We start from the raw sequence: 15,099 nt of genomic DNA, 5'->3' as shown, positions 1-15,099 counted from the left end.
GGCGCCTCCGCCCCCGGCGGAGCCGCTCGACCCCCGGCTTGTTGAGACCCGCCGCCCGCGCCACATGGGCGGCATGACGGATACCCCCCACGACCTCGCCGGCTGGCACGGCACCACCATCCTCTGCGTCCGCAAGGATGGCCGCGTTGCCATGGCCGGCGACGGCCAGGTTTCGCTCGGCCAGACGGTGGTGAAGGGCAATGCGCGCAAGGTGCGCCGCATCGCCAATGGCCGCGTGCTCGCGGGCTTCGCCGGCGCCACCGCCGACGCCTTCACCCTGCTCGAACGCCTGGAAGCCAAGCTCGAGCGCTTCCCCGACCAGCTCGAACGCGCCTGCGTCGAATTGGCGAAGGACTGGCGCACCGACCGCTATCTCCGCCGGCTGGAAGCGCTGCTCGCCGTGGCGGACAGCAAGCGCTCCCTGCTGCTGACCGGCCAGGGCGACGTGCTGGAGCCGGAGGATGCGGTGATCGGCATCGGCTCCGGCGGCAACTACGCGCTGGCCGCGGCGCGCGCGCTGCTGCCGGTGGAGGGCCTGGCCGCCGAGGAGATCTGCCGCCGCGCCATGAAGATCGCCGGCGAGATCTGCGTCTACACCAACGGCAACATCGTTCTGGAGACCCTTGAGTCGTGAGTGAAGCGGTGAACCTTTCGCCTCGCGAGATCGTCTCCGAGCTCGACCGCCACATCGTCGGCCAGAACGAGGCCAAGCGCGCCGTCGCCATCGCGCTGCGCAACCGCTGGCGCCGCCAGCAGCTGGCGCCCGGCCTGCGCGAGGAGGTGGTGCCGAAGAACATCCTGATGATCGGCCCGACCGGCTGCGGCAAGACCGAGATCGCGCGCCGCCTCGCGAAGCTCGCCAACGCGCCCTTCCTCAAGGTGGAAGCGACCAAGTTCACCGAGGTCGGCTATGTCGGCCGCGACGTGGAAAGCATTGTCCGCGACCTGGTCGAGGCCTCCATCACCCAGACCCGCGACATCGCGCGCAGGAACGTGCAGGCCAAGGCCGAACTCGCCGCGGAGGAGCGCCTGGTCGGCGCGCTGGTTGGCGAGGGCGCCTCCGGCGAGACGAAGATGAAGTTCCGCCGCATGCTGCGCGAAGGCCAGCTCGAAGGCCGCGAGGTCGAGGTGCAGGTGGCCGATGCCGGCGGCGGCATGCCCATCGGCATGATGGACCTGCCCGGCGCCCAGGGCATCCAGATGCAGAACATGCAGGAGATGCTGGGCAAGATGTTCGGCGGCCGCACCAAGCCGCGGAAGATGACGGTGGCCGAGGCCCGCGTCGCGCTGACCAAGGACGAGGCCGACAAGCTGCTGGACAACGAGCAGCTGACTCGCGAGGCGGTCGCCAACGCCGAGAACAACGGCATCGTCTTCGTCGACGAGATCGACAAGGTCTGCGCCCGCACGAGCGAAGGCGGCTTCCGCGGCGGCGATGTCAGCCGCGAGGGCGTGCAGCGCGACCTGCTGCCGCTGATCGAGGGCACGACCGTCACCACCAAGCACGGCCCGGTGAAGACGGACCACATCCTCTTCATCGCCTCCGGCGCCTTCCACATGGCCAAGCCCAGCGACCTGCTGCCGGAGCTGCAGGGCCGGCTGCCGATCCGGGTGGAGCTGAAGGCGCTGACCCAGGAGGACTTCCGGCGCATCCTGACCGAGCCGGAGCATTCCCTGACGAAACAGTATGTCGCGCTGATGGGAACCGAGGGCGTGACGCTCGACATCACGCCGGAGGCGGTGGATGCGCTCGCGGAACTCGCGGCAGACATCAACGCCACGGTGGAGAACATCGGCGCGCGGCGCCTGGCGACGGTGCTGGAGCGCCTGCTGGACGAGATTTCCTTCACTGCCAGCGACCGCGGCGGCGAGACGATCGTCGTGGACGGCACGATGGTCCGCAACCGCGTGGCGCCACTGGCCGCCAGCGCCGATCTGAGCAGGTTTATTTTGTGAACGGCAACAACGTAGTCAGCGGTAGTTGCCTGTTGCCGTGTTGGCAACAGAGGGGTTATAACTCCTGTTGACACTTCGGGAGTCGGCCCGCTAGGCCGAAAGAATGCATGGCGAGCGTGAAGCTGCGATCGGTCGGCAATTCCGTGGGCGTGGTGTTCCCGAAGGATCTTCTGACGCGCCTCGGCCTGCGGGAGGGCGACACCCTGCATGTGGTGGAAGGCCCCGACGGTTTGCGGCTGACGCGGGCCGATCCCGACTTCGAACGTCAGATGGAGGCGGCGCGGGAGGTCATGCGCCGCCGCCGCGCCGTGCTGCGCGAACTCGCCAAATAGCCCGCCGTGACAGCGTGCCATGACCGAGCCGGAGTGGATCACGGCTGACCTCGCGCTTGCCGTACATGAGGAACAGATTGCCGAGCATGGCGGCGCCGAGGGCGTGCGCGACGCCGGGCTGCTCGACAGTGCGCTCGCCCGCCCGCGGAATGCCTGGGGCTATGGCGTCGAGGATCTCTGCGCCCTGGCAGCAGCGCTCGGCCACGGGATCGCACGGAACCATCCCTTCGTGGACGGCAACAAGCGCACGGCCTTCGTCTGCGTGGAAACCGTCCTGATCCTGAACGGCGTCACCCTCGGGGCGTCCGATGCCGAATGCGTGGTCGCGATGCTCGACCTCGCCGCCGGCGCCATGACGGAGGAGGAATTCGCCGACTGGCTGCGTCACCATGCCGCGGCCAGGGGGTGAACTCGCGCCCTCCCGTTTCGATATAGACCCCATGTCCACCGCCATCGCCCTGCGGGGCGCCGACGCCGCCCTGCCCGCCGCCGCCCGCGCCGACCTCGCGCGCGCCGTGACGCAGCTCGAGGACCTCTCCTTCGCCGCGCGGCTGTCGCAGCTTGTCGGCAAGCCGGTCGAGGCGCTCAAGAACCGGCTGCCCGGCCCGGTGCAGGGCATCGTCGACAGCACCGTGCGCCGTGCGCTCTCCGCCGCCATGGAAGCGGCGCTGCGCAGCGACCCCGCGCGCACGCCGCTGCCGGTCGAATCCTCCTGGTTCCATCGCGGCATGGCCGCCGCATCCGGCGCCGCCGGCGGGGCGCTCGGCCTGCCGGGCACGCTGGTGGAACTGCCCGTCTCAACCACGCTGCTGCTGCGCCAGATCGCCGCCATCGCGGCCGAGAACGGCGAGGACCTGAAACGGCCGGAGATCGCGGCGGAATGCCTGAAGGTCTTCGCCCTCGGCGGCCGCGACCCGCGCGACGACGCGACCGAAAGCGGCTATTTCGCGGTGCGCATCGCGCTCGCGGAGGCGCTGAAGACCGTCGCGGGCAAGGGCGTGGCCGGGCTGATGCTGCCCGGCTTCCTCGGCACCATCGCGGCGCGCTTCGGCGGGCCCGTGGCGCTGAAGCTTTCGGCCCAGGCAGCGCCGATCATCGGCGCCGCGGCGGGCGCCGCGGTGAACCTGGCGTTCCTGGAGCACTTCCGCGGCGTCGGCCAGGGGCACTTCACCGTGCGCCGGCTGGAACGGACCTATGGCGCGGCGACCGTCAGGGCGGCTTACGAGGCGATCCAGGAAACGCGGGACGCACGGTTCAACGCGTAGAGCGGCGGGGACGACGATCGTCCCCGCACCCCTGCCTTCCTATGCCCGGCGGGTCAGGCGCGCCCAGAGCATCAGTGCGGCGTCATAGGGCAGCGCGGGCATCTCGCGCAGGCGCCAGCGCCAGCGGGCGAGGCTCGCGCGCGCCGCGGGACCGGGCGGCGGCGGCACGGCGCGCGCCGGGCATCCGGCCAGGCGAAACAGCAGCAACGTCCGCGGCAGGTGATAGCGGTGCGTGGCGACGAAGACCGGCCCTGGCGCCGCCCCCAGCAGCCGCAGGCAGGCCAGCACGGAAGACAGCGTGTCGGTGCCGGTGGGCTCCTCCGTGATGCGCTCGGCGGGGACGCCCGTCTCCTGCAGCAGACGCGCCATCACGGCGCTCTCCGCCGGCCCGTGCCGACCCACCGCGCCGGTGGGCATGTAGCGCGGCGGCACGGGCTGCGCCTCGCCCCAGCGCCAGGCCGCACGCACGCGCTCCGCCAGGGCGCGGCTCGGCCCGCCGCCCGGTCGCACCGCCGCGCCCATGATCACCACGACCGGCTCACCTGCCACGCGGGGACCTCACCGTGGTTGCGCGTGACGCTCTGCTGCATTTCCGGTATGATGCCACGTCGTTCATTCGCACTCCGACGGCCGCTCGCGACAGGAAGAGGCCCGCATGGTCGCCGCCTACCTCATGCAACTGCCGAGCCCGCCGGGACGCAACGTGTTCCGCGAATGGGCGGGCGGCATGGGCACCTCGCTGGCCAGCGACCGCACCGTGCCCGGCCACGATCCAGGCTACTACGACATCCCCTTCTCCACCCTGCTCTACATCGCCCGCGTGCTGGAGCAGGAGGGGGTGGCGTATCGCTATGTCGATGGCCAGGCCACCGCGGCCTTCGACCGCGCCGCCTTCCTGCGCCAGATCGCGGCGGATCGGCCGCGTGTTCTTGTCACCGTCGTCAACATCCCCTCGCTCGAGCCCGACCTGGCGCTGATCGGCGCCGCGCGCGAAGCGGCGCCGGGCCTGCGCGTGATCCTGCTCGGCCCCACCGCCAAATGGTTCAAGCGCCGCCTCCTGGAACAGGGCCACGCCGACTTCGTGATGGAGGAGGCGGAGGAGCTGCTCACCGGCCGCAACGTCGCGAAGCTGATCGCCGGCGAGGACATCGCCCAGCTCGAAGGCGGCAGCGCCTGGGGCGATGGCGCGCCGCGCCCGCAGCCCGCCCGCACCGCGATGAAGACGCTCGATTTCGTGGACTTCCCCGCCTACCACCTGCTCGATTTCAGCCGCTACGAGAGCGACTACTATTTCGGCGAGAAGATGCGCTACGCGACCGTCTTCACGACGAAGGGCTGCCCGTACAAATGCGGCTACTGCCCCTATCCCTTCGGCTTCGGCAACCGGCTGATCTATCGCAGCCCCGCCAAGGTGGGCGACGACATCGAACGCCTGGTGCGCGAGCACGGCGTGAAGCAGATCCTGTTCCGCGACCAGGTCTTCACCATCAACCGCAAGCACGCGGCGGCGGTGTGCGAGGAGCTGATCCGCCGCGACCTCGGCATCCGCTGGGTGTGCGAGACACGCTACGACGTGGTGGACGAGCCGATGCTGGACCTGATGCACAGATCCGGCTGCCGCGAGATCCACTACGGCCTGGAATCCGGCGACCCCGAGATGTTCGGCGCCGTGGCGAAATCCGACGGCCCGCAATCCCTCGACCTGTTCGAGAAGGTGATCGGCTGGACCAAGGCGCGCGGCATCCGCTGCCACACCCACCTGATCGTCGGCATGCCCGATGAAAGCTGGGAGACGGTGCACAATACCGGAAGCTGGCTGCGCAAGGTGAAGCCGGATTCCATCCAGCTCGCCTACTTCATGCCCTATCCCGGCACGCCCATGCACAAGGAGCTGAAGGAGAGCATGGCGCTCGGTGATCCCGACGCCATCGACTGGGAGGATTTCGGCAGCTTCACCCGTCCCGTCATGCCGACGAAGCACATGACCAAGGATGAGGTGAAGCGGGCGAAGGAGCTGCTGTCCTGGAACCTGCGCTACAGCCTGATGGAACGGCTGGGGATGAAGGTGAAGCGCATCCTCGGCCTGCGCGCCGCGGCGTGAGTGGACGGCGGCTGGTCTTCCTCAACAACCAGGGCCTCGCCGCGGTCGGCGGCGGCATCAGCATCCTTCGCGCGCTGACCGCCGATCTCGCGCGCGACCACGACATCGCCGTGATCAGCGACGAACGGCCGAGCGGCGCCGCCTTCGCGGAACACCAGATCCCGCCCTTCGACCCGCCGCGCGATGCGCGCTGGCGGTTCAAGCCCTGGCTCAAGGCACGCCACCTGGCCCGCGCGCTGGATCCCGCCCTGCTGCGCGACGCCGATGTCGTCGTCGCGATGGACGCGCATTTCGCGCCGGCGCTGCGCGCGCTGAAGCCGCGGCGGCTGGTACATCTCTCGCTGTCCTGCACGACGCGGCAGGAATTCTTCGGCACGCCCGGCAGCACGGCATGGTGGTACGCTGCGCAATACGCGCTGCTGGAACGCGCGCTGGCGCGCCAGGCGGATGCGATCATCGTGGCCAGCGCGATGCACCGGCGGGAGATGGAACGCTTCGCCGGCTGCGCGGGGCGGCCCATCAACGTGTTCAACCCGGTCTTCCCGGTGCTGCAGACGCCGCAGCACGCCGCGCGCGACCTGCATTTCGTCGCCATCGGCCGCATCACGCCGGTGAAGAACCTGCGCGCGCTGATCCCGGTGCTGCGCCACCTGCCGGGCATGCGCCTGGCGCTGCTCGGCGAGGGCGACGATCCCGCGCCGCTGCAACGCCTGGCGGAGCAGGCAGGCGTCGCCGACCGCATCGAATGGGTGGGCGCCGTCGGCGATCCCACGCCCTGGCTGGATCGCGCGCAGCTTCTGCTGCACCCCTCCCGCTACGAGAGTTTCGGCATGGTGGTGCAGGAAGCGATGCGCCGTGGCACGGTTCCCGTCGTCTTCGCGCAGGGCAGGGGCAGGATGAACGCCGCCACCGATCTCGTCGCGCATGACGCCAGCGGCCTGCATGTGGACTACGACGACCCCGATGCCGCCGCGGCGGCCATCGTTGCGCTGCTCGCCGCGCCGGCGCGGCTGGCGCGCATGTCCGATGCGGCGCGCGCGGCCGCTGCGGAGCGCGACCGCTTCGACTATGTCGCCGGCTTCCGCGACCTGCTGGCGCGCGTGGAGGCGAAGCGATGACCGACCGTCGCACGCAGTACAACCCGACGCTGTTCGAATACGACGCCTCCGCCCGCTATCCCTGGCAGGTCTTCGACCGCGTGGTCGTCGCGATGGTCACCTGGAACCGGCGCGAGATGACGGAACGCGCGATCGCCGCGATCTACCGCAATGCCGGCATGCCCTTCGAGATGCTGGTGGTGGACAATGCCAGCACCGACGGCACCGCGGAGATGCTGGAAGCGATCGCCGCGAAGCAGGGCAACCTCCGGCTGGAACGGAACGCTGAGAATGTCGGGAAAAGCCGCGCGATGCGCCAGCTCCAGGCGCTCTTGCCGCAGGACGCGCTGGTCGTGTTCTTCGACAACGACGTGGAGATGCTCTCCTCCCTGTTCCTCGTGCATGTGCAGAAGGCCTTCCACGCCGTGCGGCTGGCCACCGGCAGCACCGATGCCGTCCTCGGCATGCGCACCCTGAACTGCGAGGAGCATGGCTTCCGCCACGCCGCCGATGTCCGCCGCTTCTTCGTGCCCTCCGCCGAAAGCGGCGCGCCGCGCAGTTCCTTCGCCGCGGTGGACAAGACGAAGGCGGAGGGCGCCGAAACCTTCGCCGAGCAGGTGCTGCTCGGCGTCTCCGACTTCGTGCTGGGGCAATGCTGGGCGTGCCCCGCGCCGCTGCTGCAAGCGGTGCCCTACGACCAGCAGTATCCCAGTTTCATCGGCGGCGTGGACGGCTTCGCCTCGGCGCATTGGGCGAAGCGCGGCATCCCCATGGGCTACCTGGAGAACGGTCCGATCGCCCGGCATCTCGACTGGCCCTATTCCGAGGAGAAGATCGCCCTCTACACCGAGCTGGCGAAGCGCCGGGCGACGACGGATCTCTCCTTCCTGCTGTGGAAGCTGCGGCGGTTCTTCCGATAGGCGCATGCGGGGCCGAAACAGCCCTTGAGCCGGCGCGCGCGCCATGGTGACATGACCGTATCGACCGGGAACGAACCTCATGGACAGCACCATGTTCCGCCGCCGCGCGCTGCTTGCAGCCGTGCCGGCAAGCCTTGCCGCGCCCGCGCTGGCGCAATCCCCCTGGCCGAACCGGCCCATCCGGCTGATCATCCCCTTCGCCCCCGGTGGCTCCACCGACGCGCTGGCGCGCATGCTGCTGGACCACCTCGTCGCACGCTTCGGCCAGCCGATCATCATCGAGAACCGTCCCGGCGCCGGCGCCACCCTCGGCACCGGCCTCGGCGCGGAGGCGCCACCGGACGGCTACACCATGCTGCTGACGGTGGTCAGCGCCTTCGCCGTGGGCGCCACGCTCTATCGCGGCCGCATCAACTGGGATCCGATCCGCAGCTTCGCCCATGTCGCGATGATCCAGCGCGGCTACTACGCGCTGATGGCCAACAACCGCACGGAGTTCAACAACCCGGGCGAGCTCGCCGCCGCCGCGCGGCGCAGCCCGGGCATGGCCTATGCCACTTCGGGCGTCGGCTCCATGCCGCATCTCTTCATGCTGCGCTTCGCCCAGGCCGCCAATATCGAGATGACGCACATCCCCTATCGCGGCGGCGGCCAGGCGGTGACGGACACCATGGCGGGCGTCGTGCCGGTGACGCTGGACGGCATCGCCAGCTCGGTCGGCTTCATCCGCAACGGCCAGATCAAGGGCATCGGCATCACCGGGCCGGAACGCGCGCCGGACTTCCCGCAGATGCAGACCTTCGTGGAGAACGGCTTCCGCGACCTCGTTGCCGAGGGCTGGGCCGGCATTGCCGTGCCCGCCGCTACGCCGAAGCCGATCCAGGACCGCATCGCCGCGGTGTTCCGCGAGGTGCAGCAGATCCCCGCCGTGCTGGAACGCTACAAGGGCTGGGCGGTCGAGACCGGCAACCGCTTCGGCCCGGAGATGGAGGCCTTCGTGCAGAGCGAAGTGGACACCTGGCGCCCGCTGGTCATCGCGTCCGGCGCGACGCCTACGTAGTGGTGCCTCAGGCGCCGGCGCCGCCTCCGGCGGCTTGGCTTGCGCGCGTCGTGCCGAAGGCACGCCTCCGGCGTGACGCACTGTTGCACGGGACCATAAGGTCAGTCTGCGCGCGGGCCGCATTCGCGGCCTCGGCCGCCTTTGGCGGCCGCCAGCACCTTTGCTTGTAGGACTTCAGGATGCACCCCTCCGCAACCGCGGCTGATCGCCTTCCCGCCTTCCAGACACTGCTGGAAGGCAAGGCGGATCTGGCCTTCATCCCGCTCGGGACCGACCTGCACTACCTCGCGGGCATCCCGCGCGACATTCCGAACTACGGCACCACGCTGCATCCCGGCGGCTGGCTGGAAGGCGCCTGGCTGACGCCGGGCCACGCGCCGATCCTGGCGCTGCCGCGCATGACCGCGGAGTTCAAGGGGCGCGGCGAGAGCAAGGGGATCGAGATCCGCGTCCTCGGCGACCACGACGATCCCGCCGCCCTCGCGCGCGACATCTTCGCCAGCCTCGGCGTGCCCGCCCGCCCGCGCATCGCCATCAGCGACCGCGCGCATGGCGAGAGCGCGGTCCACATCCAGGCGCTGCTGCCCGACGCCGTCTTCCTCTCCGCCACCGACATCCTGCGCGCGTTGCGCGTGATCAAGTCGGCCGAGGAGATCGCCACGATGCAGGAGGCCGGGCGCCGCACCGAAGCCGCCTTCGCCGAGACGCTGAAGCACCTGAAGTTCGGCATGACCGAGCTCGATGCGATCGCCGAGATCAACTACCAGATGCAGCGGCAGGGCAGCCTCGGCCAGACCTTCACCACCTCGCTCTACAACACCGGCCCGAACCACCCGCTGCTGATGGGCCGTCGCCTCGAAAGCTGGAAGCGGCCGATCCACCCGCCCTGCTCCGTGCTGTTCGACTTCGGCGCCTCGCATGACGGGCTCTGCTACGACTACGGCCGCACCGTGCATTTCGGCGAACCCGATACAGAACAGCGCAAGGTGCATGCGACCGTGATGGCGGCGCAGGCCGCCGGCATCGCCGCGCTGAAGGTCGGCACGACGGCGGCGCAGGTGGATGCCGCCGCGCGCAAGGTGGTGGAGGAGGCCGGCTACGGCCCCAACTTCCGCCACCGCCTGGGCCACGGCATCGGCTGGGACGTGCATGAGCCGCCCTTCCTGACGAAGTCGGACCACTCGGTACTGCGGGAGGGCATGATGTTCACCGTCGAGCCCTCCATCCTGCAGGAGCGTTCCTTCAGTGCCCGCGTGGAGGATGTGATCGTCTGCCGCCCCGGCGGCGGCGAGAAGCTGACCAACGGCTTCCAGAACCTGCTGGTCGTGGGCGCATAGGCGCTATCCCCGCAGCACCCCGTGCCCGCGCAGGAAGTGCAACAACGGCAGCATGGGCAGCCCGAGGATGGCGCTGTGCTCGCCCTCCACCCGGCTGAACAGGTGCACGCCCATTGCCTCCAGCCGGTAGCCGCCGACGCTGGCGCAGAGCACCTCGCCCTCGGCCGCGAGATAGGCGTCGAGAAACGCGTCGGAGAAGGCGCGCATCGTCAGCCGGGGGGTCGAGACATCCTGCCAGACGCGTTCGCCGCCGCGCCACGCCACAGTCGCCGTCACCAGCCGGTGCGTCTTCCCGCGCAGCGCCAGAAGCTGCGCGCGTGCCGCGGCCAGGTCGGGCGGCTTGTCGAACCAGCGGTCCTCGCAGATCAGAAGCTGGTCGCAGCCGATCACCAGCGCCTCCGGCCGGCGGCGCGCGATGCGCTCGGCCTTGGCCTCGGCCAGGATGATCGCGGCATCCTGCGGCGGGATGCCCTCGGCCTGCGCCGCTTCCTTCAGCGCGGCCTCGTCCACCGCCGCCGCCTCGGCCTCGAAGACCAGGCCCGCGCGGTCCAGCAGCATGCGGCGGGTCGCGCTTTGCGACGCAAGCACCAGCGGCGGCGTCGCCGCCTGAAGCGTCATCGGCCCAGCACGTCGGCGGCGGGGTCCTCCGGCTCATGCGGCATGGCGGGCTGGCGCCGCCGCTCGTGCCAGGCATCCATGAGCTGCAGCACCGTCGCCGCCGTCTCCTCGATGGAGCGGCGCGTCACGTCGATCACCGGCCAGCCATGCTGCGTGCAGAGCCGGCGCGCCGCCTGGATCTCCGCCTTCACCGCCTCGTGGTCCACATAGTCGTTGGCGTCGCTGCGCACGCCGGCGGCGCCGATCAGCCGCAGGCGATGGCGGCGGATCTCGATCAGCGCGCCGGCCTCGATATGCAGCCCGACCACGGGGCAGGGCGCCTCGTTCAGTTCCGGCGGCATGGTGGCGCCGGGCACGATCGGGACATTCGCCGCCTTGATGCCGCGGTTCGCCAAGTAGAAGCAGGTCGGCGTCTTGCTGCTGCGGGAGACGCCGACGAGGCACACATCCGCCTCATGGATGCCGGCCACGCCCTGGCCGTCATCATGCGCCAGCACGTAGTGCATCGCGTCGATGCGCCGGAAATAGTCGGCGTCCATCACATGCTGCGCCGCCCGCTTCTCCCGCGCGCGCTCGCCGAGTTCGGTCTGCAGCAGCTCCATCACCGGGTCCAGCACGGACAGGCAGGCCACGCCGAGCCGCGCGGAATGTTCCTCCAGCGCGTGGCGAAGGCTGCGGTCGGCGACCGTGAACAGCACCGGTCCCGGCTCCGCCTCGATCCCGTCCAGCACGCGGTCGAGCTGCAGGCGGGAACGGATCAGCGACCAGCGGTGATGGATCACATGCGGCTCGTCGAAGCGCGACAGGGTGGCGCGCGCGACGGAGTTCAGCGTCTCCCCGGTGCTGTCGGAGACGAGGTGCAGGTTGATCGTGCGTTGCGGCATGGATGGGCTCCGGGGGCGCTCCGCGGAAAGCGGGGATGACGGGGAAAACCCGTCCCGGTCAAGGGCGTCCTGCCGCATGACGGGGAGAACCCCCCGCCGAAGCCGACCACGGGACGAGATTTCCGCCGCCCGCCCGGCTTGCGGGGAGATCCTGGATTTCCGTGCGGCAGCACCGGCTTGCGCGGTGATCCTCGCGTGGACAAGGCTGTGGAGGGTTCGGGGCAAAGCACCTATCCCCGATGACCACAGGCATCAACAGCAACCCCCACTTCAAGGATTCAGAGTCTTTTAGGATGATGGGCGTCGGTTCCTCGGGAGGCAGGCTTGTCGGCAGAGAGTGACAACAAGGGGGCGCAGGGCGCCGGAGAAGCGCGCAAGCCGCTGCTGCGGGCGCTCTCCGGTGAGGCGCTGTGGCCGCCGCCGATGTGGCTGATGCGCCAGGCCGGGCGCTACCTGCCCGAATACCGGGAGGTGCGGGAGAAGGCGGGCGGCTTCATCGCGCTCTGCACCACGCCGGAGCTGGCGGCCGAGGTCACGGTGCAGCCGATCCGCCGCTTCGGGATGGATGGCGCGATCCTGTTCTCCGACATCCTGATGGTGCCCTGGGCGCTCGGCCAGCCGCTCCGCTTCGCGGAGGGCGAAGGGCCGGTGCTGGAGCCGCTGCGCGACGCCGCCGCGGTCGCAGCGCTGGAACTCGACCGCGTGCGGGACCGCGCGGCGCCGATCTTCGACACGGTGCGGCTGACCCGCCTCGCGCTCGACCAGCACGCGCCGAAGGTGGCGCTGATCGGCTTCGCGGGCAGCCCCTGGACCGTCGCGGCCTACATGGTGGAGGGCCATGGCAGCCGCGATTTCCACACCGCGCGCGGCATGGCCTATGCCGATCCCGCGCTGTTCGGCCGGCTGATCCGCACCCTGGTGGAGGCGACGACGGACTACCTGCTGGCGCAGATCGAAGCCGGCGCCGAGGCGGTGATGCTGTTCGACAGCTGGGCCGGCATGCTGCCGCCGAGCCAGTTCCGCCGCTGGGTGATCGAACCGACGGCGACCATCGTGCGCAACGTGAAGCGCCTGCATCCCTCGATCCCGGTGGTGGGGTTCCCGCGCCTGGCCGGGCCGCTGATCGGCGAATACGTGCAGCGGACGGGGGTGGACACGGTGGCGATGGACACCGCCATGGACCCGCGCCTGGCGGCCGCGGCGGTGCCCGCGCATATCGGGCTGCAGGGCAACCTCGACCCGCTGTCGCTGGTCACCGGCGGCGCGGCGCTGGAAGCCGAGGCACGGCAGATCCTGGCGGCGATGCGGGGCCGGCCCTTCGTGTTCAACCTCGGCCATGGGATCGAGAAGGTGACGCCGCCGGAGCATGTCGCGGCGCTGGTTCGGCTGGTGCGCAGCGGGGGGTGACAGGCGGACGCCCCGGGCACCGTGCCCGGGGCGGGGCAGGATCAGTCGGCGCGGCGGCGCAGCGCACCGAGACCGATCAGTCCCAGGCCGAACAGGGCGAGCGAAGCCGGTTCCGGGACGGCGGCGACGTATTGATCGTCCGTGTAGGTGCGGAAGGTGTAGTCGAAGTCCGGGAAGGCTAAGTATCCTACAGCGGCGAACACGTTCCCGCCGGCATATCCGTTGAATTCATCGCCAGCAATGCCGAGATCCCCGTTGGTGCTGGCGAAGTCGAGATAGTAGGTCGCGCCGACCGTCACCGCCACGGGGGACCAGAAGACATCGGCCCACACGCCTGGACCAGACACCGAGACGGTTGCCGCTGCGAGTTGCGTGCCGGATGCATTGGGCAGAGCGGTCCACAGTGAAATCGTGATGTCGCTGCTGCCCGACCCGACCCCTTCCTTGAGGAAGATGCCCGCGCCGGCGGAGTTGCTCGCCGCGGGCGTGAAGGATTGCGCCCGCCCGGGCAGCCTTAAGGTTGATATGTAGGCGTTGTTTGTCGGTGCGTTCTGGTCGATCACGATGGCGGCTGAGGACGGTGATGCCCCCATCGCTGCGAGCAGAACGAGGCCGGGGCCGATAGGCATTTTCATGGATCGCGCTGCTTTCGTTGCGGTGCGCCCACGCGACCCGAGTCGTTCGTCGTGCAACGCGGCGCGCCGAATCTGCATTTACACGGATGAGCAAATACCATGCCATAACATTAACTATTTGCTCTGGATATGATTTTCCGCGGTCCTGACTGGCTGACACTCACATCATGTAAGTTTTCCCGACAGGCGGAGTAAAGCCTCGGGTGGAACTTGACGGTGACAGTTGCTCCGCCTTGGTCCAGCGGCAGCGGGCCGAGAGATCAGGGGTCGGGCGTCACCGCGGCACCAGCACCCACATCGCCGCCGGGTCGCGCATCCGCCCGGCGCGCTCGGCGGCCTCCTCGCCCCAGCCGGTGAAGAGGTCCGCCCGCGCCAGCCCGCGGATCGCGCCGCCGGTGTCCTGCGTCACCGCCAGGCGCCGCAGCGGCGCGCCGTCCAGCGGGTCGCGCCCGGCGACCCACAGCGGCAGGCCGAGCGGCAGCTTCGTGCGGTCCACCGCCACGGAGCGCATTGGCGTCAACGGCACGCCGAGCGTGCCGACCGGTCCCTGGTCCGGTGGCAGGTCCAGCACGCGGAAGAAGACGTAGCTCGGGTTGCGCGCCATCAGCGCCGCCGCCGCGTCCGGCCCCGCCTCCCGCATCCAGGCGCGGATGCTCTGCAGCGAGACGGTCTCGCGCGCCAGCACGCCCTGCTCCACCAGGAAGCGGCCGATGGCCACGTACGGAAACCCGTTCCAGCCGGCATAGCCGAGCCGCAGCACGCGCCCATCCGCCAGCCGCACGCGGCCCGAGCCCTGCACCTGCAGGAAGAAGGCATCGGCGGGATCGTCCACCCAGGCCAGTTCCAGCCCGCGCCCGTCCAGCGCGCCGGCGGTGATGGCCGCGCGGTCGAGGAAGGGCACCAGCCTGCCCTCCCGGACCACCCCCGCGACGCGGCGACCGCGGAGGTCGGCGGCATGCGTGCCGAGATCGGCCTCCACCAGCTCCGGCGGTCGCGCATGCAGCGGCGTGGCGTTGCGCGCGCTGCGTGTCGCGCCGCCGCGCAGCTCCGGCTCGAAATAGCCGGTGAGCAGCCCCTCCCCGAGAGCCACGGGGCGGAAATGCCGTTCGAGGAAGGCGCGCGCCGCGGCATCGCCAGGCGCGAGGGTCGCGAGCGCCGCGCAGGCCGGGCGCAGCGCGCCGGCGTCGCGGGCCAGCATGGCTTCGCCGCCCAGGCTGCGCTCGCTAGGCAGGCGGGCGATGGCGTCGCAGCTGCGCTTCAGCGCCGGGATCGCCTCCGCGTGGCGGTCCTCCGGCCAGCCGGGGAGATCGGCGAAGCCGGCATCATGCGGGTAGGTGACCGGCGCGCAACCGGTCAGCAGGGCTGTCAGGAAAACCGACAGGACGACAGCGGGAGCGCTGAAGCGGGTTCGGCGGGAGGCGCTGACCGGTGGCCGGCCCCCCTCACCCAACCCTCTCCCCCCTGAAGGGGGAGAGGGCTTTCGGGGG

Annotated in this window: 16 protein-coding genes; 11 read left to right on the top strand and 5 right to left on the bottom strand. The window is 70.3% G+C overall.

The window, feature by feature from the left end; translation table 11 throughout:
- Window positions 1-73: 73 nt before the first annotated feature.
- The 5 genes from hslV (at window position 74) to E4T13_RS14655 (ending at window position 3,553) form a co-directional block, all read left to right on the top strand.
- Window positions 74-634, top strand: coding sequence for an ATP-dependent protease subunit HslV (gene hslV, locus E4T13_RS14675; RefSeq protein WP_170985007.1), 561 nt, complete (start codon window positions 74-76; stop codon window positions 632-634).
- Complete coding sequence (gene hslU / locus E4T13_RS14670) at window positions 631-1,956, top strand: ATP-dependent protease ATPase subunit HslU (RefSeq protein WP_137179056.1); 1,326 nt, start codon at window positions 631-633, stop codon at window positions 1,954-1,956. The genes hslV and hslU overlap by 4 nt, the downstream gene beginning before the upstream one ends.
- Before the next feature lie 107 nt (window positions 1,957-2,063).
- Window positions 2,064-2,288: an AbrB/MazE/SpoVT family DNA-binding domain-containing protein gene (locus E4T13_RS14665; RefSeq protein ID WP_137179055.1), complete on the top strand. Its 225-nt coding sequence runs from the start codon at window positions 2,064-2,066 to the stop codon at window positions 2,286-2,288.
- Between the two features lie 19 nt (window positions 2,289-2,307).
- Window positions 2,308-2,697, top strand: a complete 390-nt coding sequence (locus tag E4T13_RS14660; RefSeq protein WP_137179054.1) for a type II toxin-antitoxin system death-on-curing family toxin — start codon at window positions 2,308-2,310, stop codon at window positions 2,695-2,697.
- A gap of 31 nt (window positions 2,698-2,728) precedes the next feature.
- Window positions 2,729-3,553 carry an EcsC family protein gene (locus E4T13_RS14655; RefSeq protein ID WP_137179053.1) on the top strand — a complete coding sequence of 275 codons (825 nt, stop codon included), beginning with the start codon at window positions 2,729-2,731 and terminating at the stop codon, window positions 3,551-3,553.
- A gap of 39 nt (window positions 3,554-3,592) precedes the next feature.
- Here the strand turns inward: E4T13_RS14655 and E4T13_RS14650 are convergent, their stop codons facing one another.
- Window positions 3,593-4,102 carry a YdcF family protein gene (locus E4T13_RS14650; RefSeq protein WP_240791144.1) on the bottom strand — a complete coding sequence of 170 codons (510 nt, stop codon included), beginning with the start codon at window positions 4,100-4,102 and terminating at the stop codon, window positions 3,593-3,595.
- Window positions 4,103-4,208: 106 nt separating this feature from the next.
- On the opposite strand from E4T13_RS14650, the gene E4T13_RS14645 reads away from it, so the two are divergent.
- The 5 genes from E4T13_RS14645 to E4T13_RS14625 all read left to right on the top strand — a co-directional run bounded on the left by E4T13_RS14645 (window position 4,209) and on the right by E4T13_RS14625 (window position 10,068).
- Window positions 4,209-5,654 (top strand): radical SAM protein, encoded by a 1,446-nt coding sequence (locus E4T13_RS14645; protein ID WP_137179052.1) that lies wholly within the window; start codon window positions 4,209-4,211, stop codon window positions 5,652-5,654.
- Entirely contained in the window at window positions 5,651-6,772 is a 1,122-nt protein-coding gene (locus E4T13_RS14640) for a glycosyltransferase (RefSeq protein WP_137179051.1), read from the top strand. Before E4T13_RS14645 ends, E4T13_RS14640 begins: the two co-directional genes overlap by 4 nt.
- Entirely contained in the window at window positions 6,769-7,671 is a 903-nt protein-coding gene (locus E4T13_RS14635; RefSeq protein WP_137179050.1) for a glycosyltransferase family 2 protein, read from the top strand. Before E4T13_RS14640 ends, E4T13_RS14635 begins: the two co-directional genes overlap by 4 nt.
- A gap of 79 nt (window positions 7,672-7,750) precedes the next feature.
- The gene (locus tag E4T13_RS14630; RefSeq protein WP_137179049.1) at window positions 7,751-8,731 is read left to right on the top strand and encodes a tripartite tricarboxylate transporter substrate binding protein; all 981 of its coding nucleotides are present in this window, start codon (window positions 7,751-7,753) and stop codon (window positions 8,729-8,731) included.
- 179 nt (window positions 8,732-8,910) lie between these two features.
- Complete coding sequence (locus E4T13_RS14625; protein ID WP_137179048.1) at window positions 8,911-10,068, top strand: Xaa-Pro peptidase family protein; 1,158 nt, start codon at window positions 8,911-8,913, stop codon at window positions 10,066-10,068.
- 3 nt (window positions 10,069-10,071) lie between these two features.
- Here the strand turns inward: E4T13_RS14625 and E4T13_RS14620 are convergent, their stop codons facing one another.
- Together E4T13_RS14620 and E4T13_RS14615 are read right to left on the bottom strand one after the other, a co-directional pair.
- Window positions 10,072-10,686, bottom strand: coding sequence for a Maf family protein (locus tag E4T13_RS14620; protein ID WP_137179047.1), 615 nt, complete (start codon window positions 10,684-10,686; stop codon window positions 10,072-10,074).
- Window positions 10,683-11,570, bottom strand: a complete 888-nt coding sequence (locus E4T13_RS14615; protein ID WP_137179046.1) for a pyruvate, water dikinase regulatory protein — start codon at window positions 11,568-11,570, stop codon at window positions 10,683-10,685. Before E4T13_RS14615 ends, E4T13_RS14620 begins: the two co-directional genes overlap by 4 nt.
- Before the next feature lie 324 nt (window positions 11,571-11,894).
- On the opposite strand from E4T13_RS14615, the gene hemE reads away from it, so the two are divergent.
- Window positions 11,895-12,977 (top strand): uroporphyrinogen decarboxylase, encoded by a 1,083-nt coding sequence (gene hemE, locus E4T13_RS14610; protein ID WP_137179045.1) that lies wholly within the window; start codon window positions 11,895-11,897, stop codon window positions 12,975-12,977.
- A 41-nt stretch (window positions 12,978-13,018) separates the two neighbouring features.
- Here hemE and E4T13_RS14605 read toward each other — a convergent pair whose 3' ends face one another.
- Both E4T13_RS14605 and E4T13_RS14600 read right to left on the bottom strand, forming a co-directional pair.
- A complete protein-coding gene (locus tag E4T13_RS14605) occupies window positions 13,019-13,612 on the bottom strand; it encodes a PEP-CTERM sorting domain-containing protein (RefSeq protein ID WP_170985006.1) in 594 nt (197 codons plus the stop codon).
- Window positions 13,613-13,886: 274 nt separating this feature from the next.
- The gene (locus tag E4T13_RS14600) at window positions 13,887-15,062 is read right to left on the bottom strand and encodes a murein transglycosylase A (protein ID WP_240791143.1); all 1,176 of its coding nucleotides are present in this window, start codon (window positions 15,060-15,062) and stop codon (window positions 13,887-13,889) included.
- Window positions 15,063-15,099 lie beyond the last annotated feature (37 nt).

It is taken from the genome of Roseomonas sp. AR75 (assembly GCF_005222815.1).
Taxonomy (GTDB): domain Bacteria; phylum Pseudomonadota; class Alphaproteobacteria; order Acetobacterales; family Acetobacteraceae; genus Falsiroseomonas.
This window is presented reverse-complemented; position numbering and strand designations above follow the sequence as displayed.

What these genes read in the sequence shown, in the direction of transcription:
- E4T13_RS14605 (WP_170985006.1), bottom strand. Translation starts at nt 13,612, where the DNA reads ATGAAAATGCCTATCGGCCCCGGCCTCGTTCTGCTCGCAGCGATGGGG.
- E4T13_RS14635 (WP_137179050.1), top strand. Translation starts at nt 6,769, where the DNA reads ATGACCGACCGTCGCACGCAGTACAACCCGACGCTGTTCGAATACGAC.
- E4T13_RS14630 (WP_137179049.1), top strand. Translation starts at nt 7,751, where the DNA reads ATGGACAGCACCATGTTCCGCCGCCGCGCGCTGCTTGCAGCCGTGCCG.
- E4T13_RS14620 (WP_137179047.1), bottom strand. Translation starts at nt 10,686, where the DNA reads ATGACGCTTCAGGCGGCGACGCCGCCGCTGGTGCTTGCGTCGCAAAGC.
- hslV (WP_170985007.1), top strand. Translation starts at nt 74, where the DNA reads ATGACGGATACCCCCCACGACCTCGCCGGCTGGCACGGCACCACCATC.
- E4T13_RS14645 (WP_137179052.1), top strand. Translation starts at nt 4,209, where the DNA reads ATGGTCGCCGCCTACCTCATGCAACTGCCGAGCCCGCCGGGACGCAAC.
- E4T13_RS14655 (WP_137179053.1), top strand. Translation starts at nt 2,729, where the DNA reads ATGTCCACCGCCATCGCCCTGCGGGGCGCCGACGCCGCCCTGCCCGCC.
- E4T13_RS14665 (WP_137179055.1), top strand. Translation starts at nt 2,064, where the DNA reads ATGGCGAGCGTGAAGCTGCGATCGGTCGGCAATTCCGTGGGCGTGGTG.
- E4T13_RS14615 (WP_137179046.1), bottom strand. Translation starts at nt 11,570, where the DNA reads ATGCCGCAACGCACGATCAACCTGCACCTCGTCTCCGACAGCACCGGG.
- E4T13_RS14625 (WP_137179048.1), top strand. Translation starts at nt 8,911, where the DNA reads ATGCACCCCTCCGCAACCGCGGCTGATCGCCTTCCCGCCTTCCAGACA.
- E4T13_RS14660 (WP_137179054.1), top strand. Translation starts at nt 2,308, where the DNA reads ATGACCGAGCCGGAGTGGATCACGGCTGACCTCGCGCTTGCCGTACAT.